14 protein-coding genes are annotated in these 16,283 nt (G+C 69.4%); 13 read left to right on the top strand and 1 reads right to left on the bottom strand.

All coding sequences use genetic code 11. The features are described 5' to 3' along the window. Positions 1-75 precede the first annotated feature (75 nt). From VHA73_05320 to VHA73_05275, 10 genes are all read left to right on the top strand, one after another. Complete coding sequence (locus VHA73_05320) at positions 76-465, top strand: hypothetical protein (protein ID HVX17434.1); 390 nt, start codon at positions 76-78, stop codon at positions 463-465. Beyond that, entirely contained in the window at positions 462-2,228 is a 1,767-nt protein-coding gene (locus VHA73_05315; GenBank protein ID HVX17433.1) for a type IV secretory system conjugative DNA transfer family protein, read from the top strand. Before VHA73_05320 ends, VHA73_05315 begins: the two co-directional genes overlap by 4 nt. A 226-nt stretch (positions 2,229-2,454) precedes the next feature. Then, complete coding sequence (locus VHA73_05310) at positions 2,455-2,598, top strand: hypothetical protein (GenBank protein HVX17432.1); 144 nt, start codon at positions 2,455-2,457, stop codon at positions 2,596-2,598. Continuing rightward, entirely contained in the window at positions 2,595-2,756 is a 162-nt protein-coding gene (locus tag VHA73_05305; protein ID HVX17431.1) for a hypothetical protein, read from the top strand. Before VHA73_05310 ends, VHA73_05305 begins: the two co-directional genes overlap by 4 nt. 55 nt (positions 2,757-2,811) lie before the next feature. Continuing rightward, the gene (locus VHA73_05300) at positions 2,812-3,498 is read left to right on the top strand and encodes a hypothetical protein (protein HVX17430.1); all 687 of its coding nucleotides are present in this window, start codon (positions 2,812-2,814) and stop codon (positions 3,496-3,498) included. Then, complete coding sequence (locus VHA73_05295; protein HVX17429.1) at positions 3,495-4,277, top strand: hypothetical protein; 783 nt, start codon at positions 3,495-3,497, stop codon at positions 4,275-4,277. Before VHA73_05300 ends, VHA73_05295 begins: the two co-directional genes overlap by 4 nt. Before the next feature lie 258 nt (positions 4,278-4,535). Then, on the top strand, positions 4,536-5,702 hold the full coding sequence (locus VHA73_05290) for a site-specific integrase (protein HVX17428.1): 1,167 nt from the start codon (positions 4,536-4,538) through the stop codon (positions 5,700-5,702). 154 nt (positions 5,703-5,856) lie between these two features. Next, on the top strand, positions 5,857-8,691 hold the full coding sequence (locus VHA73_05285; GenBank protein HVX17427.1) for an AAA family ATPase: 2,835 nt from the start codon (positions 5,857-5,859) through the stop codon (positions 8,689-8,691). Between the two features lie 57 nt (positions 8,692-8,748). Then, positions 8,749-9,765, top strand: coding sequence for a methyltransferase (locus tag VHA73_05280; protein HVX17426.1), 1,017 nt, complete (start codon positions 8,749-8,751; stop codon positions 9,763-9,765). Positions 9,766-10,000: 235 nt separating this feature from the next. Then, the gene (locus VHA73_05275; GenBank protein ID HVX17425.1) at positions 10,001-10,429 is read left to right on the top strand and encodes a hypothetical protein; all 429 of its coding nucleotides are present in this window, start codon (positions 10,001-10,003) and stop codon (positions 10,427-10,429) included. Between the two features lie 310 nt (positions 10,430-10,739). Here VHA73_05275 and wecB read toward each other — a convergent pair whose 3' ends face one another. Then, a complete protein-coding gene (wecB, locus tag VHA73_05270; protein HVX17424.1) occupies positions 10,740-11,906 on the bottom strand; it encodes a UDP-N-acetylglucosamine 2-epimerase (non-hydrolyzing) in 1,167 nt (388 codons plus the stop codon). Between the two features lie 149 nt (positions 11,907-12,055). Here wecB and VHA73_05265 point away from each other — a divergent pair, with 149 nt between their 5' ends. From VHA73_05265 to VHA73_05255, 3 genes are read left to right on the top strand one after another with little or no spacing between them, the layout of a single operon-like run. Then, positions 12,056-12,478 carry a CBS domain-containing protein gene (locus VHA73_05265; protein ID HVX17423.1) on the top strand — a complete coding sequence of 141 codons (423 nt, stop codon included), beginning with the start codon at positions 12,056-12,058 and terminating at the stop codon, positions 12,476-12,478. Between the two features lie 13 nt (positions 12,479-12,491). Further along, positions 12,492-15,302 carry a cation-transporting P-type ATPase gene (locus tag VHA73_05260; protein ID HVX17422.1) on the top strand — a complete coding sequence of 937 codons (2,811 nt, stop codon included), beginning with the start codon at positions 12,492-12,494 and terminating at the stop codon, positions 15,300-15,302. Continuing rightward, on the top strand, positions 15,299-16,198 hold the full coding sequence (locus VHA73_05255; GenBank protein ID HVX17421.1) for a carbamate kinase: 900 nt from the start codon (positions 15,299-15,301) through the stop codon (positions 16,196-16,198). Before VHA73_05260 ends, VHA73_05255 begins: the two co-directional genes overlap by 4 nt. Positions 16,199-16,283: the final 85 nt, after the last annotated feature.

The raw sequence follows: 16,283 nt of genomic DNA, 5'->3' as shown, positions 1-16,283 counted from the left end.
TCGCGGGTAGTGTGACCGGTGGGTTGTGGCCTCCGGATCTGGCCACCGAAGTAAGCACCTTCGGAGGACCAAGCCATGACCACGCACCGGATCCGGCTCCACCGCCGATCCCTCCCCGCCCTCTTCCTGCGCCTCGCCGCCCTGTACGCGCTCGGCTGTGGACTCACTGCTGGCGGACGCCCCGCCCTCGTCGCCGGCGCCGCCGCGTTCCTTGTCCTGATGGCCGCAGCCCGCAGGTTGGGCACGGCCTGGGTCAGTGCAGGCCGTCACCGAATCGACTGGTCAAAAGGCCCCGGACACACGCCGCGCCACGCCGTCGCCGCCGACGTCATCGCGCGAATCGACGACCACGCTTTGCGGCTCTACTCACCCCAAGGCCACAAGATCGCCACCCTCGGCACTACCGCCGATCCCGACGGGCTGCTCATCGCGCTCGCGAACGCCGGCATCGAAACCTGGACATGACCGGCACGAGCCGGCATGTCCACATCACACCCCGACTCCGGCTCTTGCCTGTTGTGGCATCCCGGGACTGGCACACCTTCATGTGGGGCAACACCGCGCCACACGCCCGTTCGGGCGGGTCGGACGAACACGCCGATCAGCTGGAGCGGATCGCGGTCTACACCGCGGTCACGGTGTCGGGGGTGGTCGCGTTGCTGTGGCTGACCGGGCAAGTCGCCGCACTGCTGTGTGGGCACGGATGGCCAACCGGTTCCGGCGCCGCGGGACTCCATGCGCTCGCTCGATGGCCACATCACCTGGCCGACCCGCCCGCCGCGTACCCGTCACACCACCCGCTCGCCGCCACACCCCCAGCACTGTGGTGGGCAACCCTCGTGGCCCTCACTGTTGCTGGCGTCGTCGTCGGGCGGATCGTGTGGCGGCGCCACCGTCACCGGAGCGGCTGTGACGACAACCATTGGGCCACCGCCGCGGATCTGCGCGGTCTCACCGTCCGGCGCGCGACCCAAGGACGTCTCGTCATGGGCCGGGTCGGGCGGCGCCTCGTCGCCACCGAAGCCCGCCACTCTCTCCTCGTGATCGGCCCCACCCAATCCGGCAAAACCAGCGGCCTCGCCGTTCCCGCGCTGCTCGAATGGGAAGGCCCCGCCGTTGCCGTGTCCGTAAAAACGGACCTGGCTGAGCACACCATCGGCTGCCGGTCGCGTCTCGGCGAGACCTGGGTGTACGACCCCCGCCAAACCACCCAGCTCCCGGCCGCCACATGGTCGCCGATCTCGGCGATCGACACGTGGGAAGACGCCATCCGCGTCGCAGGGGATCTCACCGAAGCCGGGCGCAGCCACTCCGGCGACGGCATGCAACAAGCCGGGTTCTGGTTCGGGCTCGCCGCGCAACTCCTCGCCCCCTACCTCTACGCCGCCGCCCGCTCCGAGCGCACCATGGCTGACGTTTACCAATGGATCCTCACCCACGACCACACCGTCGCCCGCGCCACCCTCACCGCCGACGGCCACCCCACCGCCCTCGCGCAACACGACTCCATGTGGAACATCGGCGACCAAACCGCCAGCTCCGTGTTCGTCACGCTCCAAGAAGCCCTGCGCGTCTACGCGGACGGCCGCGTCAGCGCATCCACCGCGACCTCGGACGTCACTCCCGCGGACCTGTTCGGTACCTACCGCACCCTGTACGTCGCAGCGCCTGCGAAGGACCAGCAAGCCCTGCAGCCGTTGTTCTCGACGTTGATCGGCCACGTCATCGACCAAGCCTTCGCGCACGTCGCCGCGAGCGGCCGGCCCCTCGACCCACCCCTGCTGGTGATCGTCGACGAGGCAGCCAACGTCGCCCCCATGCGCAACCTCGCCCAGATCGCGTCGACCGCGGCTGCGCAAGGCATCCAGCTCGTCACGATCTGGCAAGACCTCGCCCAGATCCGAGACCGCTACCACCAACAAGCCAACACCGTGTTGAACAATCACCGAGGTCGTCTCCTGCTCGCTGGCTGCGGCGACCAAGACACCCTTCAATGGGCGAGCACCACGCTCGGCGTGACCGGGCCCCGACGCAACGGGCGTAGAGATACGGCCGCCCGTGGCGACGATCGGCACGACCCGCTCCTCACCCTTGACCACGCCAGGCGCATGCCCGGCCACCACGCCGTCCTCCTCTACGGCACCCACCACCCCGCCAAACTTCGCCTACGCGCATGGCACAAGGACCGTCGGCTCCGGAGCCTCGCGGTAACACAGCAACTGCGGTAGGTGGATCCCGGGCGACCGAGGTGGTCGGGTCGCGTGAGGGCGCACGCAGTCGCTCGGGTTGTTGAGCACCCCGCGCACTCACACCGGCACCCACAGACAGTCGAGGCGACATGTGCGCGCTCAACCGGAACTCGGTTGGATCCAGAGGCGCTACAGCTGGCCTGCCCCTAGAACGCCTGAGCTCGGCGTGTATCGACCGATCACGACGCAGCCGTCGATCGTGACGGTGAGAAAGGCGATCGCGCAGGGCATCGCGTCGGGCGTGCCGTCGTACCTGCTCACCCAGGCGCTGCGCACTGCCCGCGACCGGGGAGCCATCACTGTCGCCGAGCACCATCGGCTCTCCCACGATCTGGATTCCCGGGCATGACCGACCGTCCGCTCTCGTCGTTGTCGGACCGCGACAAGGAGCCGAGCTCCAAGCGGGTGCTCGACGCCTGGATCGCACACGCCGCTGGATCGACCGGGATCCTCGGGCGGCGACTCGGATGGACTATCGCGTCGAGCGTCGTGGTGGGCGTGCCATAAGTCTTCATATAAGTCTTCCTTGCTTCGGGCAGAGAAGACTTATATCCTCGTGGGCGTGGCAACCAAGGCTTCACTTCGACATCCCACCCGACGGTGGGGTTCAGGCACGGCGAGCATCGTGCGCTTCCTCGTAGCGTCCGACGCCCCCCTGACTCAGGTCGGCATCGCTGCTGAGGTGGGTGTCAGTCAGCCACGGGCGTCGCAGGTCATCAAGCGGCTGGCCGAGTTGGAAGCAGTACGGACAATGCCGGCAGGTTTCGTAGGCCGTCGAGCGCGGCTGCTCGATCTGTACCTGGATCGCACGCGCCCTTCCACTGGCGAATCTGACTCCTACTGGTACAGCACCCGCCCGATCATCGAGCAGGCGCGGCGCATCGCGGAGCAGGCAGTTCGCGAGCAGGCGCGGATCGCGTTCTCCGCGGATCTCGGTCCCGATCTGCTCGTGCCTTGGCGGCACCCGACTCTCGTCGTCGTCTATGCCGAGAGTCGTTTGGCGCTCGAGAGGGCCGGGCTCGTGCGTGCCGAGGGGCGCGCCGATGCCAGCACCATCGTCCGCTGGACGAACGATCGGACGCTTCTCGTGCCGGCGCCGCACTGGCCAGCTGAAGTCGAGGGCATTCCCCTGGTCGACCCGGTTCAGCAATGGCGGGATCTGATCGATCTCGGTGGAGACGACCGGCGTGAGGCAGCCGTCCGGTTGCGGCGCGCCATCCTCGACCGCTCGATCCGAGTGCAGTCATGACCATCCAGCCCGTGATCCTGGTCAGCTCCTCGGCGGCGATGGACGGCGGGTTGACGGCGGTCGCCGACGTGAGCGCTGCCATGACAACGGCCGGTGCCGCCGACGACTACCGCCTGATCGGTGGTGTCACCGTCCTACTGCATGTCTTGCGGCTGGGCCTCGACCTGCCGCTGCGGGCAACCGGCGACGCCGACTTCGGTGTTCCCCCATTCGTCCTTCAGCAGGCCTACCTCGTCGACGCGATCGAGGCGCTCGGCTACCAGAAGAGGTCGGGCAATCGATGGGAGCGGTCGATCGACGACCGACGCGTCGCTGCCGTGGATCTGCTCGTACCGACCTACCGCTCGCGAGCGCGCAGCACCGTTCGAGTAGGAGCCGTCGTGACCACCGAAGTACCGGGCCTGGCGGAGGCGCTCCGAAGGCCTGGCATCACACTCGACATCGAGATGCACCTCACCGACGAGACGCAGCACCGTTGCGTCGTCGTGATCCCCGACGCAATCGGAACGCTCGCGCTCAAGGCTGGAGCGCGCTCCGTGCGGAATGAGACACGCGACGCTGAAGACCTCTGGCGCTGCCTCGAGGTCGCAGCCGCTGAAGGGGTCAGCCCGGCGGACTTCGACGACGCGGCTCTATCGACGCTGAAGCAGCGTCTGAGCCACGAACTGGGCGATGGCGGCCACGCGCTGCCAAGGCTGACCGCTGGTCTTCAGGATGAAGCAGCGGCCCGCATGCGCACCCGACTACGAGCGCTCTTGGCCGAGGTGGTCGGCACATGATTCACGAGACGGGTGCACGATCCCGTGACAGGTGGGACATCGCCTGCGCTGGCTGACGCGCGTGTGCCAGTCCGTGTGCCGAACTCGGGGGAATTGGTTGACCTGGGGGTCCGGCGAGTCTCAAGGTGGCGGCACGGGTTCGAATCCCGTCGGGGGTGCCACGCATTGGCGCAGGTCAGCGCAGGGGCCGGGTCGAGGGCCCGGGCTGCCACTCTGGTGCCAATCCGGCCGGGCCACACTGGTGGGGTGCGGGGGTTCATGCGCCGCCGAGGTCCGAGCTGGGAGCTGCGGGTCTATCTGGGCCGCGACGCGCTCACCGGCGCCAAGCGTTATGCCACCCGCAGCGTGCGCGGCCCACGCGCCGACGCGCAACGAGTGCTGCGCGACATGGTCGCCGCCGCAGAAGCCGGCGTCACACACCACGCCGGCGCGACGTTCAGGGAGTTGTGCGAGGCCTGGTTGACCAGCGCCCGTGTCCAGCTCGCCGCGAACACCGCGGCAGAGACCCGCCGAGTGTTGGACCGCCATCTGCTGCCGACGCTGGGCGACGCGCCGCTGGCCGGGCTGCGCGCCGAGCACTTCGACGCCCTGTACCGCCTCCTCCAGGGCGGGGGCGATGCCAAACCGTCGGGCGCCGCGACGGTGCGGCGGGTGCATGGGGTCGCGCATCGAGCGCTCAACATTGGGGTGCGGTGGGGCTGGTTGGCCGCGAACCCTGCCAGCGGGGCGATGGCACCGCGGGTGGTGCGTGGTCCCATCGCGCCGCCCAGCCCGCCCGAGGTGGCCTCGCTGATCGCCGCCGCACGGCGGCGCGAGCCAGCCCTGGCAACGTTGGTCACCCTCGCGGCGACCACAGGGGCCCGACGGGGCGAGCTGTGTGGGCTTCGTTGGAGTGATCTCAATCCGGTGACCGGTGAGCTCGACATCGTCCGTGCGATCACCCTGGTCGATGGTCGCACCGTGATTGGCCCGACGAAGACCCGCCGATCGCGACGCATCCACCTCGATCGCGCCACCTGCGCCGCACTGGCCGAGCACCGACGACGCAACCGCGTCGCCCCCGGCGCCGACGGGTTCCTGTTCTCGACCGGGCCTGGCCGGGAGGACCCGTGGCGACCCGACCGGGTCAGCCGATCGTTTCGCCGACTCGCGGTCGAGGTCGGGCTCGACCATGTCCGCTTCCACGATCTGCGCCACTTCGTCGCGACCCGCCTGCTCGGCGCCGGCATCGACCTGCGCACCGTCGCCGGGCGCCTCGGACACAGCCACGCCTCGACGACCTTGAACGTCTACGCCGCATTCCTGCCCAGCGCCGACCAACACGCCGCCGAGGTCATCGCCCACCTCTTCAACCCCAACGACCCCGGCCCCGACATCGACGTGGCTGCCACTCCCCGCGCCAATCCGCGCCGAAAGCGGGCCTAGATCGACGTCGTCACCCACGACGATGCAGCCGACGAGCCCGACGGGGACCGTGTCAGAGCCTGCACGCCGCCCAACCGTCCGGGATAGGTCAGGCGGCTGGCTCCAGCGCCATAGTCTCCTGTCGCGAATCGGGTGAGACTCGAAGGGGGCGTCTATGCATCTCGTCCTCGCTGAGCGGCAGGCGGAGCTCGGCCGTATCGACGATGTGCTCGCGAGAGCGAGGGGCGGCGCGGGCTCGACATTGGTCATCGAGGGGCCTGCAGGCATTGGCAAGACGGCCCTTTTGCGGTCCGCCGCCGATCTTGCTGTTGCCGCGGGCATGCGTTGCCTTACGGCCGTTGGAACTCCGCTTGAATCGGATTACGCGGCCGGAGTGATTCGGCAACTGCTTGAGCCCAGCGTTCGGGCGGCTGACGACCTGGACTCGTTGTTTGCGGGGGCGGCCGGTCTTGCGCGGACAGTGCTGTTCGATCTTGCTGACCAGCATGAGGCGACACCTGGTGGCGTCCTGCACGGTCTGTACTGGCTTGTCGGGAACCTTGCGGCCAGCTCGCCGATGGTGATTGCTGTCGATGACTGTCATTGGGCGGACGAGGCGTCGCTGCGATTTCTGGCCTATTTGGCTCGCCGGGTCGAGTCGCTGCCAGTCGCGTTGCTGGTCGGAACGCGGCCTAGGAACGACGAGAGCGCGGCGGCCGGTGTCCTGGGCGAGTTGTTGGCAGATCGTTCGACTGGTTGGTTGCAGCTGAAGCCGTTGAGCCCCGCCGGTGTTGTGGAGGTCTTGCGAGCCTCGACCGGCGACGCCGTTGACCCTGAGTTTGCGCGGATGTGTTGTGGGGCGACTGGCGGCAATCCCTTCTTGCTGAGCGAACTTGCACGCGAGCTACGCGCTCGAGGGATGGGTTTCAGCGCTGCCGACTCGAGTCTCCTGGCTGGTGTGACGCCGCCGACCGTGGTGCAGCGCGTCCGGCTGACCTTGCACCGGATTGGTCCGGACGCCCGAGCCCTGGCTCGAGCGGTGGCGGTGCTCGGAGAAGACACCGATGTCGCCGTCGCTTCTACGCTGGCCGGCCTATCGGCCGAGCGGGCGTCGGCGACTTCTCTCGCGCTGGTGGCGGCCGGTTTGTTTGACGACTCTGTGCGACTGCGCTTTGCCCATCCGCTTCTCGCTGATGCTGTGCGTTCGGACATGCCTGCTGGCGATCGGGCGGTCGCGCACGCCGCTGCCGCCGAGTTGCTGAAGAGCCGAGGGGCGAGCCCGGAGCGAGTGGCGTTGCAGCTGCTGCACGTCGAACCCGCCGGGAGTCCGGTGATCGTTGAGGACTTGCGCGCCGCCGCGGCGGTGGCACGTGGTCGGGGGGCAGCGACCACAGAGGTCACGTTGCTGGCCCGGGCGTTGTGTGAACCCCCGACCCCTGAGGTACGTCTGCCGCTGTTGCTCGACCTGGCCCAGTGCGAATACGCCACTGGCAGGACGGCCGACGCCGCCGGCCACTACGACGAAGCTCGTCGGAACGCGAAGGATCCGGTCACCCAAGCCCGCGCGCTCATCGGTTTGTTCCAAAGTCGGTCGGGGGAGTTCTCGGCGCAGCGCGCCATGGCAGCCGATCTGGAGGCCGCCCTTCCGACGGTCCTGGAGACTGACCGGGAGTTGGGTTTGTTGGTGTGGACCCTGCTGCTGTTGGCGGTAGAACCGGGCCGAGGGTGGCAGCGGGTTGCCAGCGGCGTCGAAGGCCTCCGCGGCGACACACCTGGTGAAGCGCTGCTCGTCGGGCACGCCATGTTGCCGATCGTCAACCCGACGGTGACAGCTGCCGAACTCTCGGTGGTCAGCGCCCAAGCTGAGCGGCACGCCGCCGCGCTCGTCGAACGGGGCGCGACCTCGCTGGTCATGACCGGGATCGTCCTCGGGCTGCTCTGGACGGACGACTGCCGGCAAGCCGAGAGGCTGCTCACCGACGCGGCCGACATCGCGCAGCGCCATGGAGCGCTTCAGGACTTGGCGCTGATCTACCAGTTCCTGGCCATCTGCCGCTTGCGCGACGGGCGGCTACTAGATGCCGAGGCCGATGCGCGCACCGCAGCGGCGATCTCGGTCGGTGAGGGCTGGGCGGGAGCTGGCACGAGGGCGGCGGCTCCACTTGCCCACTCGCTCCTCGACCAAGGGCGAGTCGAGGATGCCCGTCGCGAGTTGGCAGACCTCGGCGACGGTCGGATCCCCGACGCTCCCGCCATGACGACCGTGCTCATCGCGCGGATGCGATTGCGGTCAGCCCTCGGCCGCCACGGCGCCGCGCTCGACGATTGGACAGAAGCCCTCGCTCGGGCCGAACGGCACTTCGGCGGAGTCAATTCGTCCTGGGTGCCCGACCTGTTGATCGCGGCCGAAGTTCACCACGCGGCGGGCGAGACGCGCGAACGCGACGCGCTGGTCGGGAGGGCATCGGAACTGGCTGAGCAGTGGGGGACGCCCGGTTTCAGAGGAGCGGTCCGCTCGCGCCTTGCGCGCTTCGGCCGGCGCGAAGACGCCATTGCCCTTTCCGCAGAGGGCATAGAGCTCCTTCGAACGTCACCGGCGCGGCTTGAACTGGCCACGGCGCTGGTCGCACACGGGCAGCTCCTCAGGCGCGCAGGCCAGCCCTCGGACAGTCGCGATCCCCTACGCGAGGGCTACGAGCTGGCGCGTCTGTGCGGCGCCCAACCGCTCGCGGAGACAGCACGGACCGAGCTGCGAGCATCGGGGGTTCGACTACGCCGCGAGGCACTGACTGGGGTCGACTCCCTTACAGCAAGCGAGCGCAGGGTGGCAGACCTGGCCGCGCGAGGCCTGTCGAACGCGGAGATCGCCCAGCGTCAGTTCCTCACCGTCAAGACAATCGAAGGCCATCTCTCGCGCGCCTACCGGAAACTTGACATCTCGAATCGGGCTGACCTGCCCAGGGCGTTGACCGGTAAAGACAAGGGTGACGGTCAAGGGTCGTCCCCGTAGCGGCCCGCCCCATACTCGTAAGACGATGCTCCCGTCACAACACGAGGGGAGCGAGAGATGTCGAGCACCATGGCCACCACCGAGCCGAACGGCCTGCCACACGAAATCGTTTGGACGATAACCAACGACGGCATCAGGGCGAGGTGCCTGCAACTCGCAGCGGAGGTCGGGGTCGCCGACCTGATCGATGACGACCCAGTCAGTGTCGAGGAGTTGGCGGCCGCATGCGACGCGCAGGCCGACGCTCTGCACCGCATCATGCGGTTGCTCGCCTCTAACGGCATCTTCGACCGTGACGGCCGCAGCTATCGACACACGCCAGCGTCACGGCTGCTCAGAAATGACCACCCCATGTCGATGAGGGCGTTCTCGCGGATGATGGGACTTCCGTTGTTCCCCCAAGTGTGGTCGAACCTCGACCACTCGCTTCGCACCGGAAAGCCCAGCGTCGAAGTGTCCGAGCCCCGCGGCTTTTGGGCCTACCTACAAGACCACCCTGACGAGGCTCAGGTCTTCGGACAGGCGATGGCGGCCAAGGCGTCGGCCGACATCGCGGCGGTTGTCGCCGCGTACGACTTCCGCGGCATCGCATCCTTCGCCGATGTCGGCGGAGGTCACGGTCATCTGCTGCGGGCGCTCCTCGACCACGCGCCCGCCGCGCGAGGCGTCCTCTTCGACCTGCCCGAGGTCATCGGCGGGCTCGGAGCCTCGCCCGACCGGATCGACTACGTCGCCGGCGATTTCTTCGCTGATCCGCTACCCGCTGCCGAGGCTTACCTCCTGATGGACGTGCTCCACGATTGGGACGACGCCCGAGCAGCCCAGATCCTGACGGCGATCCGATCCGCCGCACCCGAAACGGCCCGGCTGCTCGTGATCGAGGACGTTCTCCCGGGCGAAGAGCACGACGCTCGCGCCCACACCCTCGACGTGATCATGCTGGCGGTGACCGGCGGGCGGGAACGGACCCCGCAGGAGTTCGAAGCCCTGTTCGCCCGCTGCGGCTTCCGGACAGCCCAGGTGTTCTCCACCGACGGCCCACGGCGGATCATCGAAGCGCGACGGTTGGCGTGACACGCTGCGCCCCACCCGCGCCACGCTCAGAGCCGCGGTCGTTCAGTCGATGGTTGCCCGTCGATCGCCCTGTCATGGATGCTGCCCGGCGTCACAATCCCGAGGTGTGCGCGAGGCCGAGAAACGGCGGTTGTGTTCTGGCCTTCGGGCTACGCTCCGCCGGACGTCGGCACTGGGGGGTCTCGTGCATCTTCGCTACACGAAATACGGTCGGGCTGCATTGGGGTCGCTCGCAATGATCCTCGTGACCCTGGTTGGCGCGTGCTCGTCGACGAGCCGGTCGAAGTCGCAGGGCGCCGCTACCGTCAGTCGCTCCCAGTTCGTCGCGCAGGCAACCACCCTTTGTAACGCGAGCAATGAGCAACTCGGTCATGCGGCCCAGCAGGCCTTCGGTGCTCAGCAGCCGACAGCCGGCCAGTGGCGACCGTTCATGACTGCAACAGTGCTCCCGATCGTCCAGCAACGCCTCGATGCGCTACGTGGACAGCCTGTGCCGTCCGGTGACGCGTCGACGATCAAGGCGATCATCGACGCGGGGACGTCAGCGATCGCTACGGCGAAAGCCCACCCGGAAGTCATGACACCAGGCAGCCAGGCGCCGTTCGACCACTACGACCAGCTCGCAGCGGCGTACGGTCTAGGCGCCTGCGCCGTCGGCGGATAGGTCACTGACGCTGGCACCTCTTGAGCTCCCACGGTGGTGTCGGGCTAGTCCCATCCGCCGAGGTGGCTCCGTCCCGCGGCTGCAGAAACGCGTGTGTCAATTCGTGTGCCGAACTCGGGGGAATTGGTTGATCTGGCGGCCCGTCGATGCCACGTTTTCCTTGTAACAGAAGGCATTCCGGGTCTTGGTGTCGCCTCTCAAGGTGGCGGCACGGGTTCGAATCCCGTTGGGGGTGCCACCGAAAACCCCGGTTGACCTGGGGTTTTTGGTCTTGTCTCGGGGCCATGCCCCGTGTCCGCAGTCGAACGTCTCAACCGACGCTGGGCTGCCAGTCGGCCGGGCGGGGGCCCACGCCGAGGCGCCAGCGGATGGCGTCGACGCAACGTTGGGCGGCGTGGCCGTCACCGAAGGGGTTGCCCACACGGACCATCGCCGCCAGCGCCTCTGGGTCGGTGAGCAGCTTGCGAGACTCGGCCAGGATCGCGTCGGGATCGGTGCCGACGAGGAGCGCGGCACCGGCCTCGATGGCCTCGGGCCGCTCGGTCTTGTCGCGCAGCACGAGCGCCGGCGTGCCGAGGCCGGGCGCTTCCTCCTGGATGCCACCGGAGTCGGTGAGCACGAGGTCGGCCGCCGCCAAGACGTGGAGCAGGTCGGGATAGCCGAGCGGGGCGAGCAGTCGCACGTTCGGGTGCCCGCCGAGGCCGTCGCGCACGGGCGTCTGCACGATGGGGTTGGGGTGGACCGGTAGCACGAACTCGATGTCATCGAACTCGTCGGCCAGCGCGGCGATGGCACCGATGATGCCGGCGAGGGGACTGCCCCAGTTCTCCCTGCGGTGGACGGTGATCAGCACCAGCCGATCGGAACGCCGGTCGGTCACCAGCACGGGTGGCGACGAGCGGGCGCGCACGAGCGCCGATGCGTCGACGACCGTGTTGCCGGTGCAGACCACCGCGGTTCGATCGACGTTCTCGGCGAGCAGGTTGGCCCGGGCGAGCGGGGTCGGGGCGAGATGCAGCGCGGTGACGGTGGAGATGAGCCGCCGGTACGCCTCTTCCGGGAAGGGCTGCGTCAGGTCATCTGAGCGCAGTCCGGCCTCGATGTGGGCCACCGGGATCTGCTGCCAGAACGCGGCCAGTGCGGCCGACAGCGCGGTCGCGGTGTCGCCTTGGAGGACGACCATGGCCGGGTCAACTCGCGCGATGGCGGGTTCGAGCAGCGGGAGCAGGGCCGCGAACAGCTCCGACTGGGAGCCGCCGGCGCGTGGCGGGATCGCCAAGGTGACATCGGCGGCGAGCCCGAACGCGGCCAGCGCTTCGGTCGTCATGTCCGGGTGTTGGCCCGTGTTGAGCAGGTCGACGTCGAAGCCGCCGGCGGCCCGGAGGGCGACCACGACCGGTGCTACTTTGATGGCCTCGGGTCGCGTGCCGACGATCGCCAGCACGCGGGCGGGCTGCGTCCGGGCCGTCTCGCTCACCCGTGCAGCTTCGCGGCGAAGGGGCATGGGCGAAAAGTCCGTAGGCAAGCCGAACGTCGCCCAGGGCCAGGAGTGACGTTCGGCCCTACTGGCGGGCAGGCGATCCGGTCCACCATCGCGTCAAGGCCCGCGGACCGGGAGGGTGCCAGATGCTGGATACGTATACGCGCGAACACGTCGGCCGGTTCTCGCTCACGCCGCCGATCACGATCGATCGTCGGGCATCGTTGCGGGACGCGGCGCGGTCGTTGTTCCAAAACGACGTCGCGCTGCTGCTCGTGACCGACGACGACCAGCCCGCGGGCGTCGTGACCGAGCGTGATCTCGTGGCGGCGCTCGCCAACGGGATCGACCCGGACGAGACGATCGTCGGCTACGCGATGACCGGCAACATCGTCGCGGCGCAGCCGTGGGACACGGTTCTCGACGCCGCGACCCAGATGATCGACCTGCACACACGCCACCTGCTCGTTCGCGACGGTGGGCGCTACATCGGCGTGCTGTCGGTGCGCGACCTGTTCCTACCCGTCCTCCTCCAGGCGCTCGGCATGCATCCGAGCGACGAGGACTAGCCACACCCGCCCGGTGTCTCGCACGTTGGCGGTCGACGAGCATGCCTCGGCACCCCCGCCGGTCGATCCGCGTGAGGACGTCGGGCGCCTGCTGCACGATCTGCGCACCAGCCGCCACGGACTGCGGGCCCGCGAGGCCGAGCGTCGGCTGACCACCGACGGTGCCAACGAGCTCGTCCGCCGCTCCGGGACGTCGCGCACCGGTGCGCTCGTCCGCCAACTCGTCCATCCGCTCGCCTTGCTGCTCTGGCTCGCCGCGGCGCTGTCCGTCGTTGCCGGTACGCCAGTGGTGGGTGCCGCCATCGTCGCAGTGATCGCCGTGAACGCCCTGTTCGCGGTTGCCCAGGAGCGCCAGGCCGAACGTGCGGTCGAGGCGCTGGCGTCCTACCTCCCGCCGCACGCCACGGTGCGCCGCGACGATCGGCCCTGCAGCGTCCCGGTGCGCGAGGTGGTGCCCGGCGACATCTTGCTGATCGCTGAAGGCGACCGGGTTGCGGCGGACGCGCGCCTGCTCCACGGCTCGCTCGAGGTCGACATGTCCGAGCTCTCCGGCGAGTCCCGACCGGTCACGCGGGCCGCCGGGCGAAGGCCCGATCGGTCGGGCTCCTACCTGGACACACCGGACCTCGTCTTCGGCGGGACTTCGTGCATCACCGGCGAAGCCGAGGCGGCCGTGTTCGCGACCGGCATGCGCACCGAACTGGGGCGGATCGCCTCGCTCGCGCAGCGGGTCGGGGTGCCGTCGAGCCCGCTCGAACGGCAAGTTCGCCGAGTTGCGTGGCTGATCGGGTTGGTGGCCGTGCTGATCGGCGCCGCGTTCCTTCCGCTCGGCACGTTGGTCGCCCGGCTGAGCGTGTCGAGCGCGGTGGTGTTCGCCGTCGGTCTGTTGGTCGGCAACGTGCCGGAGGGCCTCCTCCCGACGATCACCCTGGCGCTGGCCGGTGGCGTCCGGTCGTTGGCGCGCCGCGGCGCCCTCATGAAGCGGCTCAGCTCTGTCGAGACGCTCGGATCCACCACCGTGATCTGCACGGACAAGACCGGCACGCTGACCGAGAACCGCATGGCGGTGGCAGAGGTCTGGCCGGAGGTGTGGGCCGCCGACGCGGGCGGCGCATCCGGGCTCGCCGACGACGTGCGCCGGGAGGCGCTGGCCGCCGTTGCGACCCGCTGCTCGACCGCCGAGTTGGTGCGCGCCGATGACGGCCAGCGGCCGTCCGGGTCGAGTGCCGCGGTGTCGGCGGCTGACGGGTCGCCCGCCGCGGAAGCAGTGGGCGACCCCACCGAAGTGGCCTTGCTCCGACTCGGGGCAGCGCTCGCTGGCGAGTTGCCGGGCGGCACGCGGCAACGGGAGCGGCGTGCGATCTTTCACTTCGATCCGGTCCGCAAGCTCATGTCGACCGTCGACGAGATCGAAGGGGTCTGCTGGGTGCACGTGAAAGGGGCACCGGAGATGGTGCTGCCGCGGTGCACCACGATGCTCGCGCCCTCCGGTGAGGCGTTCGCGCTCGATGACGACGGTCGTGAGGCGGTGACCGCCGAGGTCCGGCGCTTGGCGTCGAAGGGTCTGCGGGTGCTCGCGCTCGCACGCCGGATCGCCGACCCAGTTCCTCCCACCCGCGAGCAGGCCGAGCAGGGGTTGGCGTTCGTGGCCCTCGTGGCGTTGCGGGATCCGCCGCGACACGAGGTGGGCGAGGCGATCGAGCGTTGTCACCGCGCCGGGATCCGCGTGCTGATGGTGACGGGCGACCATGCGCTGACGGCGGTGGCGGTGGCGAAGGAGCTCGGCATCGGTGGGGCCGATCCGTCGGTCACGAACGGCGCAGAGCTCGACGCCATGAGCGACCAGGAGCTCGACCGCGTGCTGCGCGAGGGGGAGCACGTCTTCGCCCGTGTGTCACCGGAGGCGAAGTTGCGGATCACGGCGTCGCTGCAGGCCGAGGGTGAGGTGGTGGCGATGACCGGCGACGGGGTCAACGACGCCCCCGCGCTGCAGGCGGCGGACATCGGTGTGGCGATGGGACGCGCCGGCACCGACGTGGCGCGCGAGGCGGCCACCATGGTGCTGACCGACGACAACTTCGCCACGATCGTGGCGGCCGTGGAGGAAGGCCGCCGGGTCTACGCGAACGTGCGGAAGTTCATCTTCTACATCTTCGTGCACGCCACCCCCGAGGTGATCCCGTTCGTCGCCTTCGCCGTCTCGGGCGGGAAGATCCCGCTTCCGCTCACCGTGCTCGCCATCCTCGCCATCGACCTCGGCACCGAGACCCTGCCGGCGCTCGCCCTCGGCCGCGAGCAGGCCGAGGAGGGCATCATGGATCGTCCGCCGCGAGCGAGGACCGAAGGTGTGATCCAGCCGTCGTTGCTGTTGCGAGCATGGTTGTTCCTCGGCGTCATCACTGCCGCGCTCGCCTTGGCCGGCTTCTTCTTCGTGCTGGTCCGCGCCGGCTGGCATCCAGGCGACCCGGTGGGCGCCCACCGCGCGCTGCACCACGCGTACTTGCAGGCCTCCACCATGACGTTCCTCGGGATCGTGGCGTGCCAGGTCGGCACCGCGTACGCGGCCCGCACCGAACGTTCGTCGCTACGGAGCATCGGTGTGTTCTCCAACAAGTTGCTGCTGTGGGGGCTGCTGTTCGAAGTGCTGTTCGCGGCGTTCGTGGTGGCCGTCCCGGGCGTGGACCGGCTCTTCGACACCGCGATCCCGCCGCTGAGCGCGCTGGTGCTCCTGCCCGCGTTCCCCGTCATCGTCTGGGGCAGCGACGAGATCGCCCGGGCGGTGCAGCGCAGGGGAGCCCGGCGGTCGACGGCGGTGCCGGCATGACCCTCGTACTCGCCATCGGCGGCAACGCGCTGATGGTGCGGGGCGAGGCCCCCGATGTCGATGTGCAGCGCCGACGCGTGGTGGTGGTCGCTGAGTCACTGGCCGGCGCGGCCGACGGCAGGCCGCTCGTCGTCACCCACGGCAACGGCCCGCAGGTCGGTCTGCTGGCGATCGCCGAGGCCGGTTCCGACGGCGTGCTCGCGTCGTCCGGCATGGACGTCTTCACCGCCCAGACCGAGGGCTGGATGGGTTACCTCCTCGAGGGTGCGTTGAGCCCGTTGCGCGCCGGGCCCGTCGTGACGGTGGTGACCCGGGTCGAGGTCGACCCCGCCGATCCCGCACTGGCCACACCCACCAAGCCGGTCGGGCCCGTGTACCGGCACGACACCGGCGATGCGCTGGCGGCGAGGTACGGCTGGTCGATGCGGCCCGATGGGGACGGCCTTCGCCGGGTGGTTGCCTCCCCCGAACCGGTTCGCGTCCTCAGCTTCGATGCGATCCGGCTCCTGGTCGACCATGGCTTCACTGTTGTGGCGGGCGGAGGCGGGGGAGTGCCCGTGACGACCTCCGGTGGGTTCTCGAGTGGTGTCGACGCCGTGATCGACAAGGATCTCACCAGCGCGTCGCTGGCCATCGACCTCGAGGCCGCAACGCTCGCGCTGCTCACCGACGTCGATGCGGTGTACCGCGGGTGGGGTTCCGCCACCGCGCAGCCGATTCGCCGGGCGTCGGTCCGCGAGCTGGCCCCGTTCCGCCGTGACGACGGTGCGATGGGACCGAAAGTCGAAGCGGCGTGCCGCTTCGCGTCGGCGACGGGATGCGCGGCGGTCATCGCCAGCGTGTCGGACGCGGCGGCAGCGCTGCGTGGCGAGACCGGTACGACCGTCGTGCCCTGACGGGGCGAGGAGCGCAGGGGCGACCCGGCCCGACCTGGCGGGCGACAGGGCCGTTGGTCCCGAGAACTACGGTCGCCCGGCCCTA

This window comes from Acidimicrobiales bacterium (genome assembly GCA_035547835.1).
GTDB lineage: Bacteria > Actinomycetota > Acidimicrobiia > Acidimicrobiales > Iamiaceae > DASZTW01.
The sequence above is the reverse complement of the archived record's forward strand: the minus strand, read 5'-3'. Positions and strand labels throughout refer to the sequence as shown.